Here is a 24437-nt window from a genome sequence, read left to right as displayed (position 1 = left end):
GGATTATGAGACTTATTTAAGTTCAGTTCAGCAGATTACTTAAAAAGCGAGAGACGAAAAGTAAAATGATTTACAAAGAATAAAAAATAATAAAAAGCAAGTGAGAAATCTTAAAACAAAGTTCAATAGAGATTGAGCCTCGTCAATCAAAAATCTTAAATCAAAAATCTACATTTTCCCCATGACTCCATTTAGGGTAATCATAGCGTTTGTAGTGTTGAGTATCATTGGCTTTGCCTTGGTGCCCAAGCTATCTGTGGACCTGAATCCCAGAGAACGGGAACCTGTATTGACTGTCAGTTACAGCGTGCCGCAGTCCTCTCCTGAACTGGTAGAAAAACTGGCCACATCTCCATTGGAAGGAGCGCTTTCTCAATTGGCTGAATTGAAAAGGATCTATTCTGTATCCAATTACGACAGAGGAAATATCACGCTTCGATTTGACAAAAACACCGACATGGAATTCAAAAAATTCGAGGTGTCGTCTATTGTCAGGCAAGTATATCCTTCCCTGGACCAAAAGGTAAGTTATCCCTTGGTTACCCAATCGGAAGAAAGGAGATCGGAAATGAAAACCCCGATTTTGACCTATTCTGTCAATGGGCCTTTTGCCACTTTTGAAATTAAAAAAATCACCGAAGATGTACTCAAATCTTCTCTCAACCGCTTTGAAGAAATAGAAGAGATTGCCGTCCGTGGTGCAAACAACCTGCAGCTATATATCACTTACGACATCCAAAGACTGCAAAGCCTGGGTTTAAGTAAAGGGGCGGTAGAATCGGTCATCCGAAATGCTTTTGGCAGGTCATACCCCGGTGCTGTGGTCAACAACAGAGAGGAAACCCTTTTTATCCAAGTTGACAGGTCATTACAAGATATTTCCCAACTCGAAAACCTGATCATCACCACCCAATCGGGAAAAGAAGTCATGCTAAGGGATTTGGCTCAGATCACCCTTGAAGAAGCCGAAGCCCAATCCTATTACCGCATCAATGGCAACAATTCTGTGACTTTGTCCATTATCAACAGGGATGGGGTGAATAAGATTTTGTTGGCCAAAAACATCAAAGCGGCAGTCCAAGAGGCTCAGAAACAGCTTCCTGCAGGCGTGGAGGTAAGGTTGGAGAATGACGACACGGAGTTTTTGGAAAAGGAAATGAACAAGATCTACAAGCGATCGGGCCTTTCTATCCTGATCCTTGTGGTTTTTATTTTTCTGATCAATAGGAATCTACGATACCTTTCGACGCTGTTTTTGGGTATCGTCGTCAACCTTAGCATTACCGCCATTATTCTATACCTACTCAAGGTTGATATCCACTTATACTCTTTAGCGGGTTTGACTATTTCATTTGGCTTGATCGTGGACAATGCCATCATCATGATTGACCATTTGCACAAGCATAAAAACAGAAATGTGTTTGTGGCCTTGTTAGCAGCATCCCTGACCACGATTGCAGCATTGATGATTGTGTTTTTCCTACCAGAGGAAGACAGGAAAAATCTCTCTGAGTTTTCGATTGTAGTTTCGGTGATGTTGGGTGTCTCGCTATTGGTAGCCTTGTTTTTCACACCTGCCATGTATGCTTTGCTTTTTGGGGACAAAGCCAAAAAAGGAAGACAGCTTACTTTTAAGCAGTTGAGAAAACGGGCAAAAGCCTTTCAGTTTTATTCAGGAGGAATTGACTTTTTTGCCAGGTATAGAAAAGCATTTGTGACTGCCCTGATTTTGCTCTTTGGCATTCCTATATTCTACCTTCCGGCAAAGTGGGAGGGGCAGGAGTGGTACAACAAATCCGTTGGAAGCACTTTTTATCAGGAAGAGATGAGACCTTATGTGGACAAAGCATTGGGAGGTTCATTGAGGATGTTTGTGCGGGGAGTTTTTGAAAAATCAAGTTACAGAGAGGCAGAGAAAACGAGGCTATATGTCAATGCCCGCTTGCCATTTGGCAATACTTTGGACCAAATGGATTTCTTGATTAAGGAATTTGAAAAGTACCTGAAAGGAGTTGAGGGTATAGATCAGTTTGTGACCTATGTGCCATCGGGACAGTTTGGGCAGATTGTGATCACCTTCAAAGAGGAATATGAGAAAAGTGCTTTGCCCTACCAACTGAAGGGAAGGCTTTCAGTAAAGTCCACCGATTGGTCCGGGGCAAGGTGGACTATTTATGGAGTAGGGCAGGGCTTTTACACTGGTGCAGGAGGAGAAGGAATCCCTTCTTTTAGGGTATCTATGAAAGGTTATAATTTTGATGAATTGGAGAGACAGGCAGAGGTTTTGGCAGAGAAACTTTTGCAACATAAACGTATCCAAGAAGTCAATACCAACGAGCGTTTGGGCTGGAATGAACTGAAATCTGAAGAATTTGTGCTCAGGTTGGACCAGGCTGCCATGGCACTCCAAGGCACGAATCAATATGAACTGGTATCCGCTTTGGGTGATATTTCCAAACCTCAGAACCCAACTGCTTACCTGACCTTGGATGATCAAAATTATGGCGTGGTGGTCAGAGAAAAAACTTCAGCAGGCTTTTCCCGCTATGACTTGGAGGAGCAAAGTATGATTGCCGGTGAAGACCGGGTGTTCAAAGTCAGTAGTTTCGGCAGCCTCCAAAAGGAAACCACTACCACTGCCTTGCACAAGGAGGACAGGCAATATATCCGCTTGGTGGCTTTTGAATATATGGGCTCTGCCAAGTTTGGGAATGAATACCTCGATGAGGTATTGAAAGAAATGAAAACCCTGATGCCGATTGGATACACTGCTGAGAAAAATACCTGGTCCTGGAATTTTGACAAGGCCAAAAGGCAGTATAGCTTGATATTGGTTTTGGTGGTGGGGATATTTTTCATTACTTCCATACTCTTCGAAAACCTCAAACAGCCATTTTACATTATCGTCATTATTCCAATTTCCTTTATCGGCCTGTTCCTGATTTTTTCTCTTTTTGATTTTTACTTTGACCAGGGAGGATATGCGGCATTTGTGATGTTGGGAGGCTTGGCGGTCAATGCTGCCATCTTTATTGTCAATGATTTGAACAACAGAAAAATCGGGGTGTACAACCGCAGGGTGGTGAAAGCTGTCGGAGGCAAGGCTGTGCCTATTTTGCTGACAATCTTGTCTACCTGTTTTGGTTTGATTCCTTTTATCATGGAAGGCCAAAATGAGATCTTTTGGTTTTCACTGGCCATAGGGACCATTGGCGGATTGATATTCAGCGTGGTGGGGGTATTTTTGGCTTTGCCGGTATTTTTGTGGAGGAAGAATGGGGTTGAATAATTTTATTGAAATCCTTATTTCCTGATAAGCCTTATGTTTCTTTGGAAGATTTGGATATCAGAAATCAGGAGCAATATGGTCTGGATAATTTTAAAGCAGAACAAATTTATCCAATCCAAAGCGGAAATTTTTAGAAAAGGCTCTGGCTGCTGAATCTAAGCTCGTAAGCATGGAGTCTATGCAGGTTTTATCTGAATTTGAGCAAATTGAAGATGGGGAAGGTTAAAAGGTTCGAGGTTTGGTTGGCAAATCTTGATCCAAGATTCGGAACAGAAACGGGGAAAACCAGGCCTGTTTTGGTGGTTCAAACAGACCTTCTCAATAAAGTACATCCCTCCACTTTGGTCTGCTCATTGGCATTGTTGCCGATCCATCGTGAAATGAATTCTTCCTTGGTATATTGAATCAGACCATAGGCTGGATTAGAAATATGGACCGTATCTTTCCTCAGTTGTCCGAAGGCTGTGCCTTCGAACTCATGGTAAAGGAGTATTTTACTTCATTAACAATCAAGCCAATGGCTTAAATACCAACGATCCGAAGACACAGGCTCCGAATGACCCGGAATACGTGGTAAAGGAGCCATATAAAGTTTAAATAAATCCATCTTGGTCCCAATAGTTTTAAATCCCATAGCCTCTGCGGCATTACTTAGTTTTAGCAAGCTGCTATCTTCCCTTGTCGTTTCTGATATTTCACGTATTTCCTTTAAGGAGATCAGCATGCCAAAGTGCTTAGCGACTATTCTTAGACAGGTGGGCCCCCAGTCTTTAAAGTCGGGTTGTTTTTAGAAGGGGAAGGTGGTTTTCAAGAGGAAATTTTAAAGAGTAAAAGGTTACTTGGTAAATAAGTACTCTAGCATTTTATTTAGATATAGTCAAAACCACAAAACCCATCTCATCATTAATATTTTCATATATCCAGATATTTCCATCTTTGGCAAAATGTTTTGGAAATTGGGTGTAAGTACCTTCTAAAGGTAATTTATTTAATTCGGGTAGGTACATTTCGCCCAACAGATTAAAATCTTTGTCCAAAGCAGTCAAGTATGTTTTTATTTTTACATGATCATCATCCTTATTACCAGATTCCAATTCCTCATAGGAGAATCGGAAAAAAATCTGGTTTATTTCATCCCAAAAAGGGTGCAAGAAATTGATCTCTTGAAGAAACTTACTGTATTCAGCATCTTTACTTTCAAATGATTCATGTTCAAATTGATAATCTTTCTCCTTTTTATCATTATGCAGTTGACTATGATTAAACTTGGTATAAATTCTATTATCTTCAATATCATATAATAAAATCCCATTATCTACTTGATTTGACAACATCAACTTCCTATCAAATAAGCTTAAATAAATTTTTTGAGGAGTATTGATGGTAGCTTTAGATACGGTTATGCTAAAGGTGTAATACTCAAAGCCCTGGTATGAATTTAATGATATTGAGTTAATTTCATTTGATTCGGTATCAAGGATCCCCAGAGCATAGCTTTTTTCCAGTTCCTTGTTAATAAGCACAAACAATCTATCAAAATAGGTGTCAAGCAAAGGACTTGGAATATGTACTTCTCCACCTTTATCCCAACCTAAAGAATAGTTTTCATATTCTATTGTTCTTAATTTCTCCCCATTTAGATTAAAGAGTTCGGTTTTATTGATTCCTTTTACCAAAACATAATTATCTTCTGTAATATTTATATAATCGACAAAATAACCTGTACCATTGGGGCCTTCTTTTTCAAATGGAAGTTTTTTCTCGAGCTTAAGCTTATCCAAGTTGATTTGTTCAAGCGTATGGTCAAAGGCGTTAAAATTGAATAAGTAATTCCTGTCTAAACTGATGTCGGATCCAGTAATTTTTTTGGTAGTATAGATAATTTCATTATTTGAATAAATAACTAAGGTGTCTATAGAAATATGGGTACCTGTGAAATAGCCCAATTTGTTTGTGTCAGTTTTTTTTGAGCAAGAAAAACTTAGAAAGACTAAAATAAATATCAGTTTTTTCATGTTTAGTAAAATAAATTAATGCGTTAGTCCCTTCATAATGCGAAGGAACCAACGCATTAAGTACTTTTTTATAATTGAAAAAATTTAAATCATTGAACAAGAACCATTTCCACTTGCACACCAAGTCCCTATTGCTCTTGCTGCATCTAGATCACTTGAATAATTCCCCGTCCATTGGCCTACACTTCCATAGCATCTACATGAATAAGTGTTACCCCCCCCGTAATCTTTTTCATTTGACTTCTTCCCAATACCTCATCTGAAGTAAGTCTGAGCATTTCTAAATTTAACTTTCTCATGATTTTTAGATTTTATTAAATATTACTTTCATCGGACATTAAAGTCACCCGAAGCCTGTGACCATTCATCGCGATTGAATATTTTTATAAGTCCTATTTTCATCTCATTTATTTAGAACAACTTTATAAACTTCATATCTAATAAAATCCAATTCTACCTCCGGGTCAACAATCTTGAAGAGTAGCCTATTGCCTGGAAGGCTAATCATCAATTTACCATTTTTGGGCATTGGAATATCATTTGAAAGTTGTATTTTCTCATCAAAGAAGATCATGCGGTGGTATTTGGGATCCTGAAAGTGATGGTATTTGGGATCCTCCTGATAATTCCTTTCAAAAACTTCCTTTTCGATTTCCCTGACATAATCCAAAACAAATACCCCGTCTTCAATGCTGACCAATTTTTGGTTCATTGAGGCAAGTGTATATTGGGAATAACTCGACAATGATCTGTCACTAACTGGAAACTTATTAAAACTACCGAATTTCCCATGGTTGATTTTAACCGTGGAAATCACCTTACCTGACGGGATATCCATGACAGAAATTTCCCCGTCCAATGTGGCTGTCGCATATAAAGTTTTCTTGTTTCTATCGATTGTAACTATTGGGGCATACATAGGAAAAACACTTTTATCCAACTTGCCATAAATACTTCTATCCTTTAGAGGCAAGAAACTAATTTGCTTATTTGAGTCAGGATCAAAGAATTTAACAAGAAACTGGTTTTCAAGACTACTTACTGTCATAAAAACTGACGTTAGAGAAGGGGCAACAGCGTACACCTGTTTTCCCTGTTTATCTTCTGGGTAGTAAAAAATTGGAGCACTAGTCAGTCTTGAAGTGACAAATATGTCTTCTACTAAAAGTTTTTTTCTTCCTTTATAATTAAGCTGATTATCGTAAGTAATGAGTTCGTTTGGGGTAATGACCAAAATGTTTTCAGAACCAGAAAAGCCCAGAAAATTCAAAGCAGAATTGAATTGCTCCGGACCTTGCCCTTGAAGGTTTTTTTTACTTAAAACTCTCCCTTTTTCATCAATAACAACAACCTCAAACCCGGAAACTCTTGGTGCATATGCCAAATAGTTCTTCTTTTCTGGATCATAGTCTACAATATCAAATGTTTCAAAAGAGGCAATGCGGAACTCATTGACTTTTTCCAGCTTAACTTGCGCTTGTATGAAAGGAGAAGTCATAAGCTGTAAAAATGAAATCGATGCAATTAACCTAAGGATTTTTCTCATTTGAAGCCTGTTTAGAGTAACCATAATTATGAAGTATTTATTGAGGCAGCCCCTTAAATGGGCTGCCAAAAAAAGATTCAATCCTTCAAAACTTTCAGGTACAAGAGCCACCTTCACGACAATAAAAGTTAATGGTGCTTTGATTGCACCTGTGCACTTGCATTGTTCTTGACCAATCAGAACATCTTAAGGTTGTACTATACCCCCCCGTAATCTTCTTCATCTGACTTCTTCCCAATACCTTATCTGAAGTAAGTCTTAACATTTCTAAGTTGAACTTTTTCATTTTCTTTGGATTTTTTTGAATATTAGACTCCTCGGACATTAAGGTCAGCTGAAGACTCTGACCATTCATCGCGATTGGATATTTTATTAGAAATAGTACAAGCTTGACTTATTACTCCAGAATAAAATATAGATCTTCTATTGTTTAAGCTATTGGTGATCCATATCCATTGATAAACATGGTTTAACAAACACATTTTAATCATAAATAATCTTTCAATGAGCTTATTTATTTCTGAAACCTAAAATTAAAAGTCTTAATTCCAAAAAAATAAATAAACTTTTTAGTTTAATTTCTTACTATATTATCTTATTTAAATACTATAATTCAAAATATTATTTTGTCAATTCAGGTTACCCTCCTAAATTCAAACTAAATGATAAGTAATTTTGGAATCTGCATAATTTTAAACTTTTTTTATAGTTTCAAAAAAAATCTTAAAAGAAGTATTACGGGAAGGTGTAAAGATGATTTTGGGAGGTGTGGCGGTCAATGCAGCCATCTTTATCGTCAATGACCTGAACAACAGAAAAATCGGGGTATACAACCGCAGGGTGGTGAAAGCTGTAGGAGGCAAAGCCGTGCCTATTTTATTGACGATTTTGTCTACCTGTTTTGGTTTGATTCCTTTTATCATGGAAGGCCAAAACGAAATTTTCTGGTTTTCCCTGGCCATCGGAACCATTGGAGGGCTTGTTTTCAGTGTGGTGGGGGTATTTTTGGCTTTGCCGGTATTTTTGTGGAGGAAGAATGGGGTGAGGTAATTTTGTTGAAATTCTTATTCCCTAACAAACCTTAAATTTCTTTGGAAGATTTGGATATCAGAAATCAGGAGCAATATGGTCTGGATAATTTTAAAGCAGAATAAATTTATTCAATCCAAAACTATACAAAAAGAAAAAAAGTATATACTTTTAGTATTTACTACTAAACAATATGAAAAACCTATCACTCAAATTGGATGATGATATATTCCAAGAAACCGAGGAACTTATATTCAAATTAGAAAAGTCAAGGAACCGTTATGTCAATGAGGCATTGGCTTATTATAATAAAATCCAAAAGCGGAAGTTTTTAGAAAAGGTCCTAGCTGCTGAATCTAAGCTTGTAGGTATGGAATCCATGCAGGTTTTATCTGAATTTGAGCAAATTGAAGATGGGGAAGGTTAAAAGGTTCGAGGTTTGGTTGGCAAATCTTGATCCAAGATTCGGGACAGAAGCGGGTAAAACCAGGCCTGTTTTGGTGGTCCAAACAGACCTTCTCAATAAAGTACATCCCTCCACTTTGGTCTGCCCGATCACTTCTAATGTACAGCCGAGCAGTAAAATACTACGCGTTCATCTTCAGAAAGGTATCGCTAATGTCGATAAATCATGTGATATTATGATTGATCAATTGCGGGCAATTGACAATAAAAGGTTAATTAAAAAAATAGGCATTATACCTGCTAGTGAAGTAAAAAAAGTAAATGAAAACCTCTTGATTGTCCTTGATCTTTAAAGCATTTTAAAGTTTTTATGATTATCCGCAATCATGCCACCAATCAATTAAAAGAGGCTTATTTGGCAAAGTGATATTAATAGATATTGGTTCGAAAACAGAGGTTAATTCTATTAATTAGATTCTTCTGGTATGAAAGCGGTTACACATATTAAATTATTTGGATTTTCATATTTATTAAAATCTTGTTAGCTGCGATAAAGGTGTGGGTTGGAATTTTTTCAGAAATCTCAAATCAGTTTGTTATATTTAAAAACCTAAATCCATCTGATATGGAAATTAAGTTTCAAACCAAAAAAGAAAGTAAGCAGGAACAACAGGAAGCCTTTCTAAAACTTGAACCAATTGAACGTTTTAATAGCTTTCTGGATCTTTGCGAAAATGTGTTGAAGTTTCCTTCCAAGACAACCGTTAAAACTTCACAAGAAAATTTCGTCATTGAGCCTAGTACACATGGGAAAAATCTGGAAACAAAACATAGATGAATTTTTAAAAGAGGCATCCCGAGAAGGTGTAAGGATGCTTTTGGTAGGTGGTGGAGCGGTAAATTTTCATGGATATCAGCGCCATTCTGCCGACGTAGATTTTTGGATAGATACATCAGAAGAGAACTTTTCTAAGCTAATCCTAGTGTTTAAACGAATGGGGTATGATATACTACATATACCCTGCCTGCATAAGCGTCAAGAGTAAGGCTTGCTGAATTCCCAAATACCCGTCTTTATTCATCCACCATTCGTCAAGAGAATGCACGCTTCCACCTTCTCCACCTCTGCCGATGGTCACAGCTGGTATACCCTTGGAAAAAGCGATATTGGAATTGGTAGAGCTTGAACTTAACCTGGGTTCTTTTCCGGTCAAGAAATTGGCAATGGCCATGGTTTGTTGGATCAATGGGGTCTCAGGACTGGCTAGACCACTGGGTCTGTCTCCGACTTTTTCTATATCCACTGTCAGTGGTTTTCCCCTTCGGATGATTTGGTTTTCCTTTTCCAAACCCTCTTCCATGGACTCTAAAAATAGCGTATTGATTCCCTTCAGGTTTTCCTGGCTTTCAGATCGCATATCCACTAACATCCATGATTCATAAGGGATGGAGTTTACAGAGGTGCCTCCGCCTAGTACAGAAATGCTGTAAGTGGTTTTAGGGCCTTCTTTGGTAAACGCATCAGCCTTGGGTACAAATGCCACCACAGCCTGAGATAGAGCGTTGTGCGGGTTGCCAATGCCAAATGCGCCGTAAGAATGTCCTCCACTGCCTTTGAAGGTGACTTTGTAGCGCAATGAACCAATGCCGCCATTGACGATATCTTCCAACCCTCCTCCATCTATGGCAATATGAGCAGCCAAAGGATGTGCACCATCTCTAAAGAGGTGTTTGACGCCATACAGATCCCCTAAGCCTTCCTCTCCAACGGTTCCGGTAAACCAGATGTCCTGTTCTGCTTGGATATTATTGGCTTGCATGGTTTTCAACAAAGCCACAATCATCGCCACCGATCTGCTGGCATCACCGATCCCCGGTGCAAACAGCGTGTCACCTCTTTGCTTGACTGTCACATCAGTTTCAAAAGGAAATACAGTATCCAAATGACCTTCCACCAATATGGTTTTCTCCCTTTTTGTTCCCTTTCTCAATCCAATGACATTACCGACTTCATCTGTCCATACAGAATCTGCCCCTGCTGCTTTGAGCATTTCGGCTAAAGCTTTTCCTTTTTCCTCCTCATGATAAGAAGGGGCAGGTATTTCAGTCAAGGTGATCATATCGGCGATCGTCTGCTCATCGATTTCACGGATATAGTCAAATGCTTTTTTGATTTCCGGTTTTTCGACTAATGCAGAAACTTGCTTTTGGTATTGGGGCTGTATGGTCTGAGCAGAAACAAGATGATTGCAAAGCAAAAGTGCCAATAGGGTAAAGAAGGTTTTGACGTTCATAAGTTAAGAATTCTGTTGAAGCGAAATAGGCAAAAAATAAACGGGTTAGCAATACCGTTGGTCAATATCATTTCAATTTTTAGAAAAGAAAATTTACTAATCAAGGCAAAAACAATGATGATTTTTAGTCCCTTTAGGGACAAAATGTGGGTAGGAATTGATGTTTGTTAGGCGGTTTTCGTGCCTTTAGGTACGAGATGTATTTTGTACCAGCTTACCGAACAGGCAGGCCTAAAGGCACAAAGGTGTACGGTAGTTCATTTTTTTTTACCGATGTGGTGTACATAAAGTGATTTTAAGTACGATTTAAAATAGATTAAACGGCACTACTCCCATTTCCACTCAAAGCCAAAGGATCCTGTTTCAAAAGGTAAACCAAGCTTTTATAAAGCTTTGGATTATAGGTTGAAAACTCAAGCGGTTTTTCGAAAAACACTTCCAAGGCTACCGCGAAAAACTCATGCATGTTCTTTCCCGCAGATGCTCTGAAAATATCGGACTCTCCTTTGAGAATTTTATTTTGTTCTTGCTTTGCTTCTTTGGCATACACTTCCCATCGATGTGGGTTGAAAAAATTACTTTCCCGGTTGTAATGGATTTGGTTTTCCAGTTTCATGGCATGGGCCATCTCATGAATGCCTAGGTTGACACCGCTTTGGGAATGCATAAATCCTTCCACAAACTTTTCCCATGAAAGCACAATCATGCCCAGTTTGGGATTAACTTCTCCGTAATGGTATTGCTGGTTGATGGAGGAATAGTATGAGTTGGGATAAATGAGGATTTTTCTGAAATGACGAAGAAATACTCCTTTGAAACCAAAAGTAACCATAATGGCAGTAGCACTTATGAGGAGTTTCATTTCCGGAGTTACTGTTTTCAGATCTCCGCGTGGCACAAATTCCTTTTCGGCAATAAACCATTCTAGTCTTGAGACAAAGTCTTTGCGGTGTTCCTGATTCAGGTTTTTGTAATAAGGGAAAAGGTTTTCCAGAATGTTGGTGTCTCCTTTACTGAGTTTTTGAATTTTTGAGCGGACTTTCAGGGTTAAAAAACTGGAGTAAATCAGTTCTCCGAGAGAGAAAAAAAGGTTGTGTAAAAAAAGCATTTTAGAGAGTTTTCAAGAGATATGATGTTATGACCTTATTTTGCTCCAATCTTAGTTTTGTTACTTTTTTAAGTTACCCGATCCCGAAGTTTTGGGATTCGATATTGATTGAAATTGGGTTCAGACTTACTGTTTGAATTGAGATTTAAGCATTATAGGGACCATTGCTTACATGCAAATTTGTTGTTTTGTTAGGATGAAAAGCTATAAAACTTTGGAAAAGTTTTAACAGTTTAAGAATAACTTTTAAACAAAAAAGGTGCAGAGTTCTTCCTGCACCTTTTTTAAAGTCAATTTTATTTATTGATGATTATCCTCAACCATAGTACTACTTTAAATTTCGAGAATTAACATTTGGTAGAGAGAAAATATCCATGAATATCTAATTAGTGGAAAACCACCTTTCCAGTGCATACTTGTGAAATAGCTAATTATTTTATTATTTATTTAGCATAATTCACTGCCCTCATTTCTCTGATTACAGTGATCTTGATTTGTCCTGGATACTGCATTTCTTTTTCGATCTTCTGTGAGATGTCAAAAGATAGCTTGCTTGCAGTTGCATCATCTACATTTTCAGCATCAACCAAGACTCTCAATTCACGTCCTGCCTGCATGGCAAAGCATTTGTTGACTCCATCAAAGGCAAGTGCCAACTCTTCCAGTTCTTTCAGACGCTTGATATAGCTGTCCATGATTTCTCTACGTGCTCCTGGTCTTGAACCGGAGATGGCATCAGATGCCTGCACAATCGGTGATATCATGGAGGTCATTTCGATCTCGTCATGGTGGGCACCTATGGCATTGCAAACTTCAGGATGCTCCTTGTATTTTTTTGCCAGTTCCATTCCCAACACCGCGTGAGGTAATTCGGCTTCTTCTGGCCATACTTTTCCAATATCATGAAGCAGTCCTGCTCTTTTGGCCAGCTTGGCGTTCAAGCCCATTTCTGCTGCCATTGTAGCACAAAGCTTAGCCACTTCTCTTGAGTGCTGAAGGAGGTTTTGGCCATAAGACGACCTAAATCTCATTCTACCTACCATCCTGATCAGTTCTGGGTGCAGACCGTGAATCCCAAGGTCTATACATGTCCTCTCACCGATTTCTATGATTTCGTCCTCTATGTTCTTTTCAGTTTTGGCTACGACTTCTTCAATTCTTGCTGGGTGGATTCTTCCATCCTGTACCAGTCTGTGAAGGGAAAGTTTGGCAACTTCTCTCCTTACCGGATCAAAGCCTGAAATGATGATTGCCTCCGGAGTATCATCAACGATGATTTCTACTCCTGTGGCAGCTTCCAAGGCTCGGATGTTACGCCCTTCTCTGCCGATAATTTTCCCTTTGACATCGTCGGACTCAATGTTGAATACAGAGACACAGTTTTCTATGGCATGTTCTGTAGCGGTTCTTTGGATGGTGTCCAAAACTATCTTCTTGGCCTGCTTGGTCGCTGTGAGCTTGGCATTATCTAGAATGTCCTTGATTTGTGATGAAGCTTTGGTAGTAGCTTCATCTTTGAGCATTTCTACCAATTGATCTCGTGCTTCCTCTCTTGTCAGCGCTGCAATTTTTTCCAAGTCCGAAATTCGCTGATTGGTAACCCTGTCCAGTTCGTCTTTTTTTATTTGAACTGCATGAAGTTGTGCGCTAAGATTTTCTTTTTTGCTGTCTAGCTCTGCTTCTTTCCTCTTGATTTGCTCCAGTTCTTTGGATAGACTTTGCTCTCTTTGCTTCAGTTTGTTTTCATTGGTAATGATGAGGTTCTTTTTTTTATTTGCCTCTTCTTCAAACTCCGATTTGAGCCTCAAATACTTTTCCTTGGCTTCGAGGATTTTGTCTTTTTTGGTGGCTTCAGCTGTGATTTCAGCTTCTCTGATAATGCTTTTGGCTTTCTCCCTTGCCTCTTCCTCGATTTTTTTACTGTTGTTTTTCAAAAATAGCCCAGAAATGACTGCGCCCAAACCCAGGCCTATTACGCCTGCGATTATGATGTATAATGACTCTCCCATAGGTTTATATATATATGTTTACCTACCGGGGAAGTTTAAAAACCCTGAAATGAGAGTGGAATATTTACAATAGAGTGTCCAGTTCGTCATTGATTCTTTTTACGCTTGAGCGGATCAACTCACTGTCTTCGGTGTTGATCATGTCTTGCTCCATGGACTCCACCATAGAGTCAAACGCCACCATTGCCAGTAAGTCTTGCCTGTCGTCTAAACCAAATTCTTCCCTATATCTCTTTATTTTATCGTTGATCAACTTGCCGGCATGTCTGATTTTAGCTTCATCTTCAGCTTTCACTTTCATGGGGTATTCCCGATCTCCGATTTTCAACCTGATAGAAAGTGTTTCCATATTATTCAGACAGATAGGCAATTATATTGTCGATCTCTTTTATGTAATTATTGATTTTTTCTCTCAATTCGGCAGATTCCATATCTTCTACCGGTATGCTATTTACAAGTTTAGCTATTTTAATTTGATTTTTAAAATCCTCCAGCGCTTGCTCCTTATCTGCCAACTTCTGACGCAAGGTATTAAGGTCTTTGGAAAGGTTCATATTTTCCTCTTCCAAGTGTCGGAGTTTCTTGCCTACCTGAGCGGCTAGCTTCTCCATTCGCTGAAGTTCTTCGTGAATCATGTGCTATTTTCTAATTAATGCGCCTACTTCATTTTCAAATGTTGAGATCAAACGTCCCATCGTCTTGTCGATGATTTTATCGGTCAATGTCTGTTCTTTGTCCTGAAGATAAAAACTTAATGCATATGCTTTCTTTCCAGATTCGATTTTTTCTCCCTGATACACATCGAATACCCCAATGCGCTGCAGTAGCTTGCCTCCCGATTTCAACGCTATTTTTTTGATTTGATCAAAAGTAACCTCCTTATCAATAACAAGTGAAAGATCTCTCCTTACCTCGGGGAATTTTGAAATATCGGCATATTTTTTCAATCCTTTCGATTTTTTGCTCAACAAGTCCCAACTCAGTTCTGCATAAAGGACTTCTTGTTTTACCTCAGCTAGTTTACAGAGTTTTTCATTTACCACACCGATATATCCTAGGTCTTTTGTTCCCAATTTTAATTTCAACCCATAATCAAAAGGTGCATTATGGATGATTTCTACATCTGTGTTTTCTATACCCAATTTGTCACATAGCAAATCAATGACTGCGTAAAGGTCGGGGAAGGCAACCTGCTTAGATGGCTCAAGCCAACTTTCAGCGGCTTTGTCTCCAGTTAGGAAAATTGCTAATTTTTTCTCTTCGTTGTATCCTTCCGATGCTTTTTGGTAGGTCGTGCCAAATTCAAATAATTTCAGGTCTTTTTGTCTCCTGTTGATGTTATGCGCCAATACTTCCAATCCTGAAAAAAGCAAAGTCTGCCGCATCACACCGAGGTCTTCACTCAACTTGTTAAGAATTTCCACATTGTTTTCAGGATTCAGAAAACCGGATTTCTCTACATAAATAGGTTTTGTGAGCGAATTGGTGATGATTTCAAAATACCCAAGACCTGAAAGTACCTCACTCAATTTGTATTGGAGTTTGTTGAGGTCCTTGGATGGATGCTCAGCAAGATAATCCGAATTTAGGTTTTCGGACAAAGGTACATTGTCAAAACCATGTATCCGCAGTACTTCTTCAATTACATCGGCCTCACGGGTAACGTCCACCCGATAAGGCTTGACAGCGACAGTGATGTTTTTTTCGGTTTCACCGATATAGCGGATGTCAAGGTTTTCCAAAGTGGTTTTGATTTCTTCTCTGGAAATTTCTTTACCGATCAACCTATGAATATTTGCATAACTGACCTTGATTTCGAAGTCAGCTACCGGATTAGGATAGAAATCAGAGATTTCAGAAGTTATTTCACCTCCGGCAATCTCCTTGATCAAGATGGCAGCACGCTTCAAGGCATATACAGGCATATTTGGATCTGTACCTCTTTCAAACCTAAATGAAGCATCCGTTTTTAATCCGTGGTGTTGCGCACCTTTCCGTATCACATCCGGCGAGAAATAAGCGGATTCCAAGAAAACAGAGGTAGTCTCATCTGATACACCTGAACCTTTTCCGCCAAAAATCCCAGCGATGCAAAGTCCTCCTTTTTCATCACAGATCATCAACTCTTCTCCGGAAAGTTTTCTTTCTTTATCATCTAAGGTGACAAAAGGATACCCTTTCGGAAGTTTTTTGACAATGATTTTTCCTCCGGAAATTTTATCTGCATCAAAGGCATGAAGTGGCTGACCCAAGTCATGCAGAATGAAATTCGTGATATCTACTATATTATTGATGGGTTCAAGGTCAAGGGCTCTCAGGTAGTTTTGGAGCCACTCGGGTGAAGGCCCTACTTTGATATTGGAAATCGTCAAACCAGCATATCTGGGACAATCTTCCGCACTCTCGATCTTCACAGGTATATTCCTGGAGGTATTGTCTACCTTGAATTCCTCTACTGAGGGCAGGCATGTTTCTCTTTTGAGCAATGCTTTCAAATCCCTGGCTACGCCTAGGTGAGAAGCGGCATCAGCCCTGTTGGGTGTAAGACCGATTTCCAACACATGGTCTCTAATCACCTTGAAATACTCAGCTGCAGGAGTTCCGTTTGGCAAATCTGTGTCCAACACCATGATGCCTGCATGGCTTTCACCAATGCCGATTTCATCTTCAGCACAAATCATTCCTTGGGATACTTCGCCGCGAATTTTGGCTTTTTTTATTTCGAAGGGTTCTCCGGTAACAGGGTAAAGCATGCATCCCTCTTTGGCAACCACTACTTTTTGACCTTTGGAGACATTCGGGGCTCCACATACTATTGGTACCACAGCTTCTCCTGTATCCACGGTGGTTATGCTCAGTTTGTCGGCATTGGGATGCTTTTCGCAGGTCAGCACTTCTCCGATAACCACCCCTTCTAATCCACCTTTGATGGATTCAAAAAGTTCAATTCCCTCGACTTCCAATCCACTACCTGTCAGCAGGTCGGCTATCTCCTCAGGGCTATGTTCTAATTGAATAAAATCCTTTAATCTATTGATTGATATTTTCATGAATAAACTTCAGTTCAGAATAAGGTACAAATTTAAGAGAATTGACTTAGGTAAGTAGTGGATGTATGAAAAATGTGCCACCTAATGGTGAAAAATGAAATACACCTTACAATTCTTGAGATCGAGCTAAAAGCTCCAATCTTAAGGGTCCGGAAATACAACCTTTGGGTAACACCCCTTTTTTAGGGAGAAATAAGTTCATGGCTTGTTCAGTAAATTGGTTAGCTTCCTGTTTTCATGAACACCACCCACTAACCTCTGCAACGAAACAAGCCCTCAATTTACTGATATGTCAGATCCTAATTCTAAATTTTAAAATCTACATTTCATCTGTCTTTCTCATAATCCTTCTCTCCCGCCAATATCGGCATATCCATTATGTTCTCTTTTGGCGGCAAGGGGCAAGCAAAATCGGGATTATAGGCGCAGTAGGGGTTGTAGGCCAGATTAAAATCTATGGTGATGCTGCTTTTTCCGTCCTGGCGTAGGTTGATATACCTTCCTCCACCATAGGTTTCCTCCCCACTTGTGGCGTCGGCAAAAGCCAGAAAAAAATTACGCCTGTCGGGGTCTTTTTGAGATTGCAGTAACAATAGCTTGATGCTTTGGCCTTTCAATTCAAACTCAGCATAACTGTGTTGCAGGTATTTTTCCAGAGTGCCATCCGTCATGGGGAGTTCTACCATTTTTTTGTTTTCTAGTGGTACCATTCTCGCCCTTACTTTGTATTCTGGATCAATAGGGAAATACTCAAGTTCACCAAAACTGCGTTTTTGTTCTTCTGTCAGTGGGGATTCTACATTGAAGCGGATAAACTTATACTGCCTATCCCGCTCCTTTTCTACATTTTCGATATAAGTTTCAGGGTTGTCTGTTCCAGTAAGGGTGTATGCTATAGCTAGAGCTATTACTGTCAGCACTCCGATAATAAGAATGGTGTTTGTTTTCATGTGTTATTAAATGATTTTATTATGCTCGCACCTTCTTACCTGTCAGGCATGTATCATCTCGAATTTGAGCTACGGTATCTGCTCTAAGCAGGTTGGATTTCATAATAATTTAGATCAAACCTTCATCTGCGAAGCTAAAATAGGCAAGATCTGTGAATATCACATGATCTATGACAGGGACTTCAAGGTTTTTGCCAGCTTCCTTCAGTCTGTTGGTCAGACGACGGTCTTGCTCTGAAGGTTTTAGGTTTCCCGATGGGTGGTTGTGTACCAATACAATAGAGCATGCCAGATTATCTAAAGCATGTTTGAAAATGATTTTGGGGTCGGCAACCGTTCCACTCGTTCCCCCGGAACTTATGAGTTGTTTTTTGATGACCTGATTATTACGATTGAGCAGCAAAATATAGAAATGCTCCACAGATTCATCCAATAAATCAGGCTTCATAAAATGCCATACATCTGCTGATGAGTTGATTTTGACTTTCTTTGGTTGTTCTGTAATGAGTTTTCTCCTTCTGCCCAATTCCATTGCAGCGACAATGGAGATTGCTTTTGCTTCACCAATACCCTTGAATTTCTGTAAGTCTGCAATACTCATCCGGGCCAATTCAGCGAGGTTGTAATTGACCTTGCTCAGGATATGCTTTGCGAGGTCTACGGCGCTAAGTTGTTTTGTTCCCGAGCCAATAAGAATTGCAATGAGTTCTGCATCTGAAAGTGAGGATTTACCTTTGAGCAGGAGTTTTTCTCTTGGTCGATCTTCTTCTGAAAGCAGAGAGATTTTGATTGATGTATAGCTGTCCATTTGCTTTGGAGTTAAAAGTAAAAAAAACTGGTACGGCCCCGTTGACTCAAAAAGAGGGGTGTGAGTAAAAATAGTAAGAGCTTAAAAACAAAAAAAGCCTTGGAAGTAATTCCAAGGCTTTTTAAACGGATAAATTTCTTATGCCATTGAATTGACTAATCTAGTCAATTTAGATTTCTTGTTGGATGCGTTGTTCCTGTGAATGATATTCTTTTTGGCAAGTTTATCAATCATAGAGGTAACTGTCTTCAACAACTCTTGCGCTTCAGTTTTATCAGTCGTAGTCTTTAACCTTTTGATGAAGGTTCTAGTAGTTTTGTGCTGATATCTGTTTCTCAAACGCTTGGCTTCGTTTGCACGGATTCTTTTAAGTGCCGATTTGTGATTTGCCATATCCTTTTATTAACTTAATTTCTTTGTTTATACCCTTTACCTAAACGGAGTGCAAAGTTAACTGATAATTTTAGAAACACAAAAGAAAATCAAAACATAAACAAAAATGGAGCTGTTTTGAGTGATTCGTTTGAAATTTCGCTCTAAGTCGTCAAAGGTAATATATTTTGTTTTATTTAAAGTTTTTGATTGGTTATTTTTAAAGATGAAAGTTTTTTACGTACTCCTTTCTCTGCTTATTTTAACTACAGGACAGCTGCAAGCTTGGGGTTTTTATGCCCATAGGAAGATCAATAGGCAAGCTGTTTTTTCTCTTCCTCCAGAAATGATTGTGTTCTATAAGCGGTACATTGACTATATATCTGAAAATGCAGTCAATCCAGACCGACGCCGGTATGCTGTAAAGGGAGAAGCAGAAAAGCATTTTATTGATGTTGACAGTTATGGGGATAGTGCTGTCTATACGCTTCCAAGATATTGGAATCAGGCTTTGGGAATTTATGAAGAGACTTCTTTGAGAGAGATGGGAATAGGGCCTTGGAACGTTTACCATGTCAAAATCCAGTTGACTGAGGCGATGAAAAGAAGGGATACCAAAGCCATTCTGAGATTGTCTGCCGATTTAGGGCATTATATAGGAGACATGCACGTGCCTTTGCACACCACCAAAAATTACAATGGCCAACTGACAGGTCAATATGGTATACATGCGTTTTGGGAAAGTAGAATTCCTGAGCTTTTATCAGATGATTTTGATTTCTTTGTGGGGAAAGCGGTTTACCACGAACAGCCTCAACTATCGGTTTGGGAAGCTGTGACTGGTTCACATTTAGCTTTGGATTCGGTATTGCGATTCGAGAAAATCCTGACGGAGAGATTTGCACAAGATAAGAAATATAGCTTTGAGGAAAGAGGAGGTATCAATACTCAGGTATATTCAAGGGAGTTTACTGTGGCATATAATAGCATGTTGGCTGGTCAGGTAGAAAGGCAGATGAAGCGATCTATCAAGATGGCAGCTGATTTTTGGTATACGGCATGGATTGATGCCGGTCAACCTGATTTGTCAGATTTGATAATTGGTGTTGAAAATCTGCCAAAGGAGGATCTTAGTCCTGACAAGGATCTCAAAGTCCGAGAACATGAGGGAATGGTTTATTCCTCAATTGGAAGAATCCTAAAACGCAAGCAGCTGGTTTACCTCAGGAAGCAACCGTTTCTTTTTTCGAAGAATTCAGGTACTGACGGATAGCGCCACCGAGTTTTTCAAAAGTTTCTCTGAAGACTTCTTCATTTTCTTCCAATAATGTCACCCTAAACCCTCTTAAGTCTGAACAAAAAGAACTGATAGGAACAACGCAAATCTGATGTGCAGCCAATAAGTAATAGACAAAGCGCTTGTCCATGGGCATGTCTTTTTCCTGAAGCCATTTTTCTAAAAGCGCTTTGACTTTCGGGTCTTCAATTTCCAGAAATTGATCAGGTTTCAAAAGGATTTCATCAAAGACGATAGTGTTGTAAAAAGCACCTTGGGTAGGATTGAACTTGATGCCGGGGATATCTCCCAAAATGTCGGCCATGATCTGACTTCTTTGTCCAATACGCTCATTTTGTTCCTGCCTGTAAGCTTTGTATTTAGGATGCCTCATGATGAGTGGAATGGATAACTGGGGTAGAATGGTTGCGCACACCTCAATCATTTTCGCATTTTCAAGCGTCTGGCAGAGTTTGGAAAATTCTTTGGAAGCATCTCTGTTGTAAAATTCCATCCAGCCGCATCTCGATCCCGGCCATGGGAATTCTTTTGAAATGCCTTTAAGCGAAATTGCAGGAAGCTCGCCTATGACTTCTGAGAGAGCGGTAGCCTCTATGCCATTGTAGGTGATGTTTTGATAAATTTCATCAGCTATCAACAGAAGATTAAATTCTTTTGCGATCTCAACAAAATCTTCCAGTACTTCCTTGGGATATACCATCCCTGTAGGATTGTCCGGATTGATAATCAAAATCCCAACCACCGAAGGGTTATATTTGACCTTATTGTAAAGGTCATTCATGTCCGGTAACCACTGATTGTCTGGATCTAGCTTATAGGTAATTGGTCCAGCATTAGCATGTGCAGCTTCTGCTGAGCTATGAGTACTGTACGCTGGGGAAGGGCCTATTATTCTAGCCGTAGGTATAAGAAATTGGTACAATTTGGCTATCGCATCCCCAAGACCATTGAAAAATAATATATCTTCTGCTCCTATTTGTGCGCCGCCTTTATCATTATTGAGCTGGGCAAGGAATTGTCTGGTTTCTAAGACGCCTTTAGAGTCTGCATAACCGTAGGTTTTATCATCCTGAACCAGTTCTGAAACAATCGCTTTCATCCAAGATGGTATAGTATTGTGCTTTTGAATAGGGTCACCGATATTTTCCCAAGTGATAGGATAGCCCAATGCTTCTACTTCTCGGGCTTTTTTGACGATACCCCTGATTTCGTAATTCAATTCTTCCGCTCCAGGTCTTAATAGGATGTTTCTCATGCGACAGGATTTTTGTAAATCATTGACAAATAAACAAAAAACCTAAAGAGATATTATCTGATCTGTATCAAAATATTGTCAATAATGTGAAATTACTAAAACATTGTCCATGTAAAAGGCAATTAAAAATAAATGAACATGTTAGTCAGCTTGAGGGGAACAACAGTTCAAGCCAGTTTGAATTCAACTGACTTGAACCGCTAGGGATAGTTTAGAAAAGCTTTATGATGTTAAGTCAGGTAACCTTTGAATTACGGTTATTTTCTAAGGTATGTCCAGAAGTCCTCCATCAATGCATCTTTGTCAATTTCGGAGAAAATATTCACAGTAAACGATTTGTTTTCAGGAGGACTGTTGACACGCATCATCTTTGAATGTTGTGGCAAAAGGTAGGCTTGCACCAAGGCCAAGTCCCACATCACCCTTGTCTTGTCTTGGGGATTTTGTTCTCTCCACCTGTCTGCCAGGATTTTTTCGATAGGAATGGAATCATCTGTTTTTTCGTAAGTCTCTTCTCTGTCAAATTTGAGTGGTAGTGCCGTCTCAAGTGGCATAACTGTAAAATCCAAGTCTTGTAAGTCCAACATGTAATCAAACGCATTGAGGTCATTTCGGATGTTGAACTCGTTTTTGCTCCAAGCCCTACTTTGCTGATTATATTTTGCCCCAAGGGAAAAGACCCGGATTTTAAGCAAAATTTCAGGGTCAATTATGATTGCAGAAGCAATATTGGTCAAGGCACCAAGGGTGAGAATATCTAATTTTTCGCCGTCAGGGAGTGATTTTGCGATCTCGATAATTTGTCTGGCAGCTGGGGAATCTCTAGGTTCTGTTCCTCCCCAAGCCCTTCCAATTTGACGGTCTCCACCTTTGGGATGTGGAATTTTGGAAAGATTCATGGTCTCTAAGATCAATTCATTCAGTCTTTGAGAGTCTTCCAGGGTATTCAGGTCTTTGGTGTCATAGGCATTCCACTTTTCAAAGACGAGTAGATCCGGATTATTAAAGTGCGCAGAACTAAGCCCCACTACATCCACAGAAGGGTCTTTGAGTAGCCTGACGATGGCATACAAATCATCCATTTCATTTCCGGTATCCGAATCCAGCCATACTTTTTGTTTTTGGGCAAAGCTTGGCAAAACGGAGAGAAGCAGCATTGCCAAAATCAAACTACCAATTACACCCTTCTTTTTTTTCATAATTCTATCTGTTTCCATTGTCCGACTATTCATTTTACTATGAAATTTCCTTAAATCTACATCTACCATTTTTCAATACTATATCCAGCTATCTCAACTGTATTTCTACCGTATTTCAACTTTATTTCTACTATATATCCCTCAAATACTTTCAATAATCAACACGCTCATTGCATATTGCCAAGGGCTGATTACTTCCATCCATCCTGACCAGTCCATTTCTCCATTGTCTTGATATTCACCAGTAAACGGGTTCATCCAAGTGATTTTCACTTTTCCACTCTCTGGCTTAGTTATAATTACATTGGTTCTTTCGGTTTCCTTTGGGATGAGCATCAGGTATTTGCCTTTGCCATCATACATGCCATAACCGTTGGTTGCAAGATTGTCATTTCCTCCTTTGTCGTTTGTTGTCAGTTTGGGGACTGAAGGTTTAAAATCATTGAAGTCCAATTTCCCAAACAGTCCAGACATATGTTTGTAGTAGTCATAGCGGGGTTTGTCAAAATCATGTTTATCATCCAAAGCATCCCAAACCACAATATTCCAAGCCGCATCCTGCCAATAATATGAGCCATAAACACCGGCAAATACACATTCGTAAGTTCTTTCCAAGCAGGTCTCAGCATTGGTATAGTTGCCTAGGAAAGAGATAAAAGGACCTTCCTCATATCCACCGTGTTCGATATTGACAACTGGTTTACTGTGAAGCTGCCTTCCCTGAAGCATCAAAGAATAGAGGTTGGGTCTCCAGCTCTGAATGGAGACAAAATCCACTTTGTCTTCATGCCTGGAGTTGTATTCATAATCATGGACAGTGAGCAGTCTTTTGAAAGCATCTCTTGCCCTCACCCTGCTGATGCGCTCGTGGAGGTATGGAATGTCACATCTTCCATAGTCCAAGGCTTCTTTGGAAATGTCCCAGATGACATTGCTAAAGGCTTGATAACGGTCTATCAAATAATCAAAATACATGTTGTCAGCTTTACTGTACATTTCAGGCCAGTTGACCATTTTGTTCCAGACATAAATCATCAGATGGGCATCAAGTCCCTTTTCCTGCATGGCGGAAAAAACCCGATCCAGATGCTGGAAAAGTTTCAGGTTTAGCCTGCTGAAGTCAGGGTTTTCATTTCCTCCTTCAAAGATTCCGTAATCAGGTTTCCCAAAGAAATATTCTTCCGGCACATCTTTGGCAATTCCCCATCCTACATCATAGGCATACAGATTCATCACGACATGGTTGAAGCCATTGGCAGCCACATCATCCAAAATTCGATTTGTACGTGGAAGCCCCTCTTTACTTTCATAATCCAAAGCATACAGCCAGTCGAGTTCATAAGCTAAAAGAAAATGGGAAGATCCATCTTCGTACACAAATGCCTGAGGATTTTGAGGGTCTATGATGACTGCGCCTTTTTGATTTGATCTGGTATTTTCTTTGATTTCAATTTGCCCTGTATGGCCACTGAGTTCTGACATTGACCCATATGTTTCAAAGCTCCAGGTGCCTTTTTCAGAAGCAGAGAAGCGGGATATCCACTCTCCATTTCCATTGAAAAAACCAGGGATATTCATTCTTTGTCCCTGAGGTCCCGTGTAGACAGCTCCAAAAATGACCTCAAAAGGGTTTTGTTCATTTTTTGAATTCCCTCTAAAGGTAATGTCATGAACCTGATATTGCTCGGCTGTGCTATTGAAGTTTTCAGAAAAAGAAATATCAATAATTTGAGCTTCGGACAATGTACTGATAAGGCTAATGCCAAACAGGAGAAAAAAACATAAGTAGGTTTTCATTGGGCTGGGTTTGT

21 protein-coding genes and 2 pseudogenes are annotated in these 24437 nt (G+C 39.5%); 8 read left to right on the top strand and 15 right to left on the bottom strand.

Annotated features, from left to right (window positions below; genetic code table 11):
- Positions 1-181 precede the first annotated feature (181 nt).
- Together CLW00_RS14750 and CLW00_RS14745 are read left to right on the top strand one after the other, a co-directional pair.
- Positions 182-3289 carry an efflux RND transporter permease subunit gene (locus CLW00_RS14750; RefSeq protein WP_106134457.1) on the top strand — a complete coding sequence of 1036 codons (3108 nt, stop codon included), beginning with the start codon at positions 182-184 and terminating at the stop codon, positions 3287-3289.
- A 212-nt stretch (positions 3290-3501) separates the two neighbouring features.
- A complete protein-coding gene (locus tag CLW00_RS14745; protein ID WP_106134456.1) occupies positions 3502-3693 on the top strand; it encodes a type II toxin-antitoxin system PemK/MazF family toxin in 192 nt (63 codons plus the stop codon).
- Positions 3694-3791: 98 nt separating this feature from the next.
- On the opposite strand, the pseudogene CLW00_RS14740 reads toward CLW00_RS14745, so the two are convergent.
- The 3 genes and pseudogenes from CLW00_RS14740 to CLW00_RS14730 all read right to left on the bottom strand — a co-directional run.
- Positions 3792-4061: pseudogene (locus tag CLW00_RS14740) on the bottom strand (cysteine peptidase family C39 domain-containing protein); the annotation flags it as partial.
- A gap of 91 nt (positions 4062-4152) precedes the next feature.
- A complete protein-coding gene (locus tag CLW00_RS14735) occupies positions 4153-5304 on the bottom strand; it encodes a DUF4221 family protein (RefSeq protein WP_106134455.1) in 1152 nt (383 codons plus the stop codon).
- 403 nt (positions 5305-5707) lie between these two features.
- On the bottom strand, positions 5708-6850 hold the full coding sequence (locus tag CLW00_RS14730; protein WP_146131431.1) for a YncE family protein: 1143 nt from the start codon (positions 6848-6850) through the stop codon (positions 5708-5710).
- A 753-nt stretch (positions 6851-7603) separates the two neighbouring features.
- On the opposite strand from CLW00_RS14730, the pseudogene CLW00_RS14720 reads away from it, so the two are divergent.
- The 5 genes and pseudogenes from CLW00_RS14720 to CLW00_RS14700 all read left to right on the top strand — a co-directional run.
- Positions 7604-7900, top strand: a pseudogene (locus CLW00_RS14720) (efflux RND transporter permease subunit); the annotation flags it as partial.
- A gap of 172 nt (positions 7901-8072) precedes the next feature.
- Positions 8073-8306 carry a hypothetical protein gene (locus tag CLW00_RS14715; RefSeq protein ID WP_106134451.1) on the top strand — a complete coding sequence of 78 codons (234 nt, stop codon included), beginning with the start codon at positions 8073-8075 and terminating at the stop codon, positions 8304-8306.
- Positions 8293-8637 (top strand): type II toxin-antitoxin system PemK/MazF family toxin, encoded by a 345-nt coding sequence (locus CLW00_RS14710; RefSeq protein WP_106134450.1) that lies wholly within the window; start codon positions 8293-8295, stop codon positions 8635-8637. The genes CLW00_RS14715 and CLW00_RS14710 overlap by 14 nt, the downstream gene beginning before the upstream one ends.
- A gap of 272 nt (positions 8638-8909) precedes the next feature.
- Positions 8910-9122, top strand: coding sequence for a hypothetical protein (locus tag CLW00_RS14705; protein WP_106134496.1), 213 nt, complete (start codon positions 8910-8912; stop codon positions 9120-9122).
- Positions 9091-9330, top strand: a complete 240-nt coding sequence (locus CLW00_RS14700; protein WP_211300200.1) for a hypothetical protein — start codon at positions 9091-9093, stop codon at positions 9328-9330. Before CLW00_RS14705 ends, CLW00_RS14700 begins: the two co-directional genes overlap by 32 nt.
- On the opposite strand, the gene CLW00_RS14695 is transcribed toward CLW00_RS14700, so the two are convergent.
- The 9 genes from CLW00_RS14695 to rpsT all read right to left on the bottom strand — a co-directional run bounded on the left by CLW00_RS14695 (position 9295) and on the right by rpsT (position 18896).
- Positions 9295-10578, bottom strand: a complete 1284-nt coding sequence (locus CLW00_RS14695) for a M20/M25/M40 family metallo-hydrolase (RefSeq protein WP_106134449.1) — start codon at positions 10576-10578, stop codon at positions 9295-9297. The two genes, CLW00_RS14700 and CLW00_RS14695, sit on opposite strands and share 36 nt — an antisense overlap.
- 316 nt (positions 10579-10894) lie before the next feature.
- Positions 10895-11686 (bottom strand): zinc-dependent peptidase, encoded by a 792-nt coding sequence (locus CLW00_RS14690; protein ID WP_106134448.1) that lies wholly within the window; start codon positions 11684-11686, stop codon positions 10895-10897.
- 443 nt (positions 11687-12129) lie between these two features.
- Complete coding sequence (gene rny / locus CLW00_RS14685) at positions 12130-13695, bottom strand: ribonuclease Y (RefSeq protein WP_106134447.1); 1566 nt, start codon at positions 13693-13695, stop codon at positions 12130-12132.
- 64 nt (positions 13696-13759) lie between these two features.
- Positions 13760-14044, bottom strand: coding sequence for a cell division protein ZapA (locus tag CLW00_RS14680; RefSeq protein ID WP_106134446.1), 285 nt, complete (start codon positions 14042-14044; stop codon positions 13760-13762).
- Between the two features lies 1 nt (position 14045).
- The gene (locus CLW00_RS14675) at positions 14046-14330 is read right to left on the bottom strand and encodes an alanine--tRNA ligase (protein ID WP_106134445.1); all 285 of its coding nucleotides are present in this window, start codon (positions 14328-14330) and stop codon (positions 14046-14048) included.
- A gap of 3 nt (positions 14331-14333) precedes the next feature.
- Complete coding sequence (gene pheT / locus CLW00_RS14670; protein ID WP_106134444.1) at positions 14334-16745, bottom strand: phenylalanine--tRNA ligase subunit beta; 2412 nt, start codon at positions 16743-16745, stop codon at positions 14334-14336.
- A gap of 326 nt (positions 16746-17071) precedes the next feature.
- Positions 17072-17695, bottom strand: a complete 624-nt coding sequence (locus CLW00_RS14665) for a DUF1684 domain-containing protein (protein WP_106134443.1) — start codon at positions 17693-17695, stop codon at positions 17072-17074.
- A 109-nt stretch (positions 17696-17804) separates the two neighbouring features.
- Positions 17805-18503, bottom strand: a complete 699-nt coding sequence (gene radC / locus CLW00_RS14660; protein WP_106134442.1) for a RadC family protein — start codon at positions 18501-18503, stop codon at positions 17805-17807.
- A 138-nt stretch (positions 18504-18641) separates the two neighbouring features.
- Positions 18642-18896 carry a 30S ribosomal protein S20 gene (gene rpsT / locus CLW00_RS14655; RefSeq protein WP_106134441.1) on the bottom strand — a complete coding sequence of 85 codons (255 nt, stop codon included), beginning with the start codon at positions 18894-18896 and terminating at the stop codon, positions 18642-18644.
- A gap of 205 nt (positions 18897-19101) precedes the next feature.
- On the opposite strand from rpsT, the gene CLW00_RS14650 reads away from it, so the two are divergent.
- On the top strand, positions 19102-20148 hold the full coding sequence (locus tag CLW00_RS14650; RefSeq protein WP_245917303.1) for a zinc dependent phospholipase C family protein: 1047 nt from the start codon (positions 19102-19104) through the stop codon (positions 20146-20148).
- Here CLW00_RS14650 and CLW00_RS14645 read toward each other — a convergent pair.
- The 3 genes from CLW00_RS14645 to CLW00_RS14635 all read right to left on the bottom strand — a co-directional run bounded on the left by CLW00_RS14645 (position 20099) and on the right by CLW00_RS14635 (position 24423).
- A complete protein-coding gene (locus tag CLW00_RS14645; protein WP_106134440.1) occupies positions 20099-21427 on the bottom strand; it encodes a pyridoxal phosphate-dependent aminotransferase in 1329 nt (442 codons plus the stop codon). The genes CLW00_RS14650 and CLW00_RS14645 overlap by 50 nt on opposite strands.
- A 257-nt stretch (positions 21428-21684) precedes the next feature.
- Positions 21685-22626: a nucleoside hydrolase gene (locus CLW00_RS14640; RefSeq protein ID WP_106134495.1), complete on the bottom strand. Its 942-nt coding sequence runs from the start codon at positions 22624-22626 to the stop codon at positions 21685-21687.
- Between the two features lie 141 nt (positions 22627-22767).
- A complete protein-coding gene (locus CLW00_RS14635; RefSeq protein WP_106134439.1) occupies positions 22768-24423 on the bottom strand; it encodes a DUF5060 domain-containing protein in 1656 nt (551 codons plus the stop codon).
- Positions 24424-24437: the final 14 nt, after the last annotated feature.

The sequence above is a fragment of the Mongoliibacter ruber genome (assembly GCF_003003005.1).
GTDB lineage: Bacteria > Bacteroidota > Bacteroidia > Cytophagales > Cyclobacteriaceae > Mongoliibacter > Mongoliibacter ruber.
This window is presented reverse-complemented; position numbering and strand designations above follow the sequence as displayed.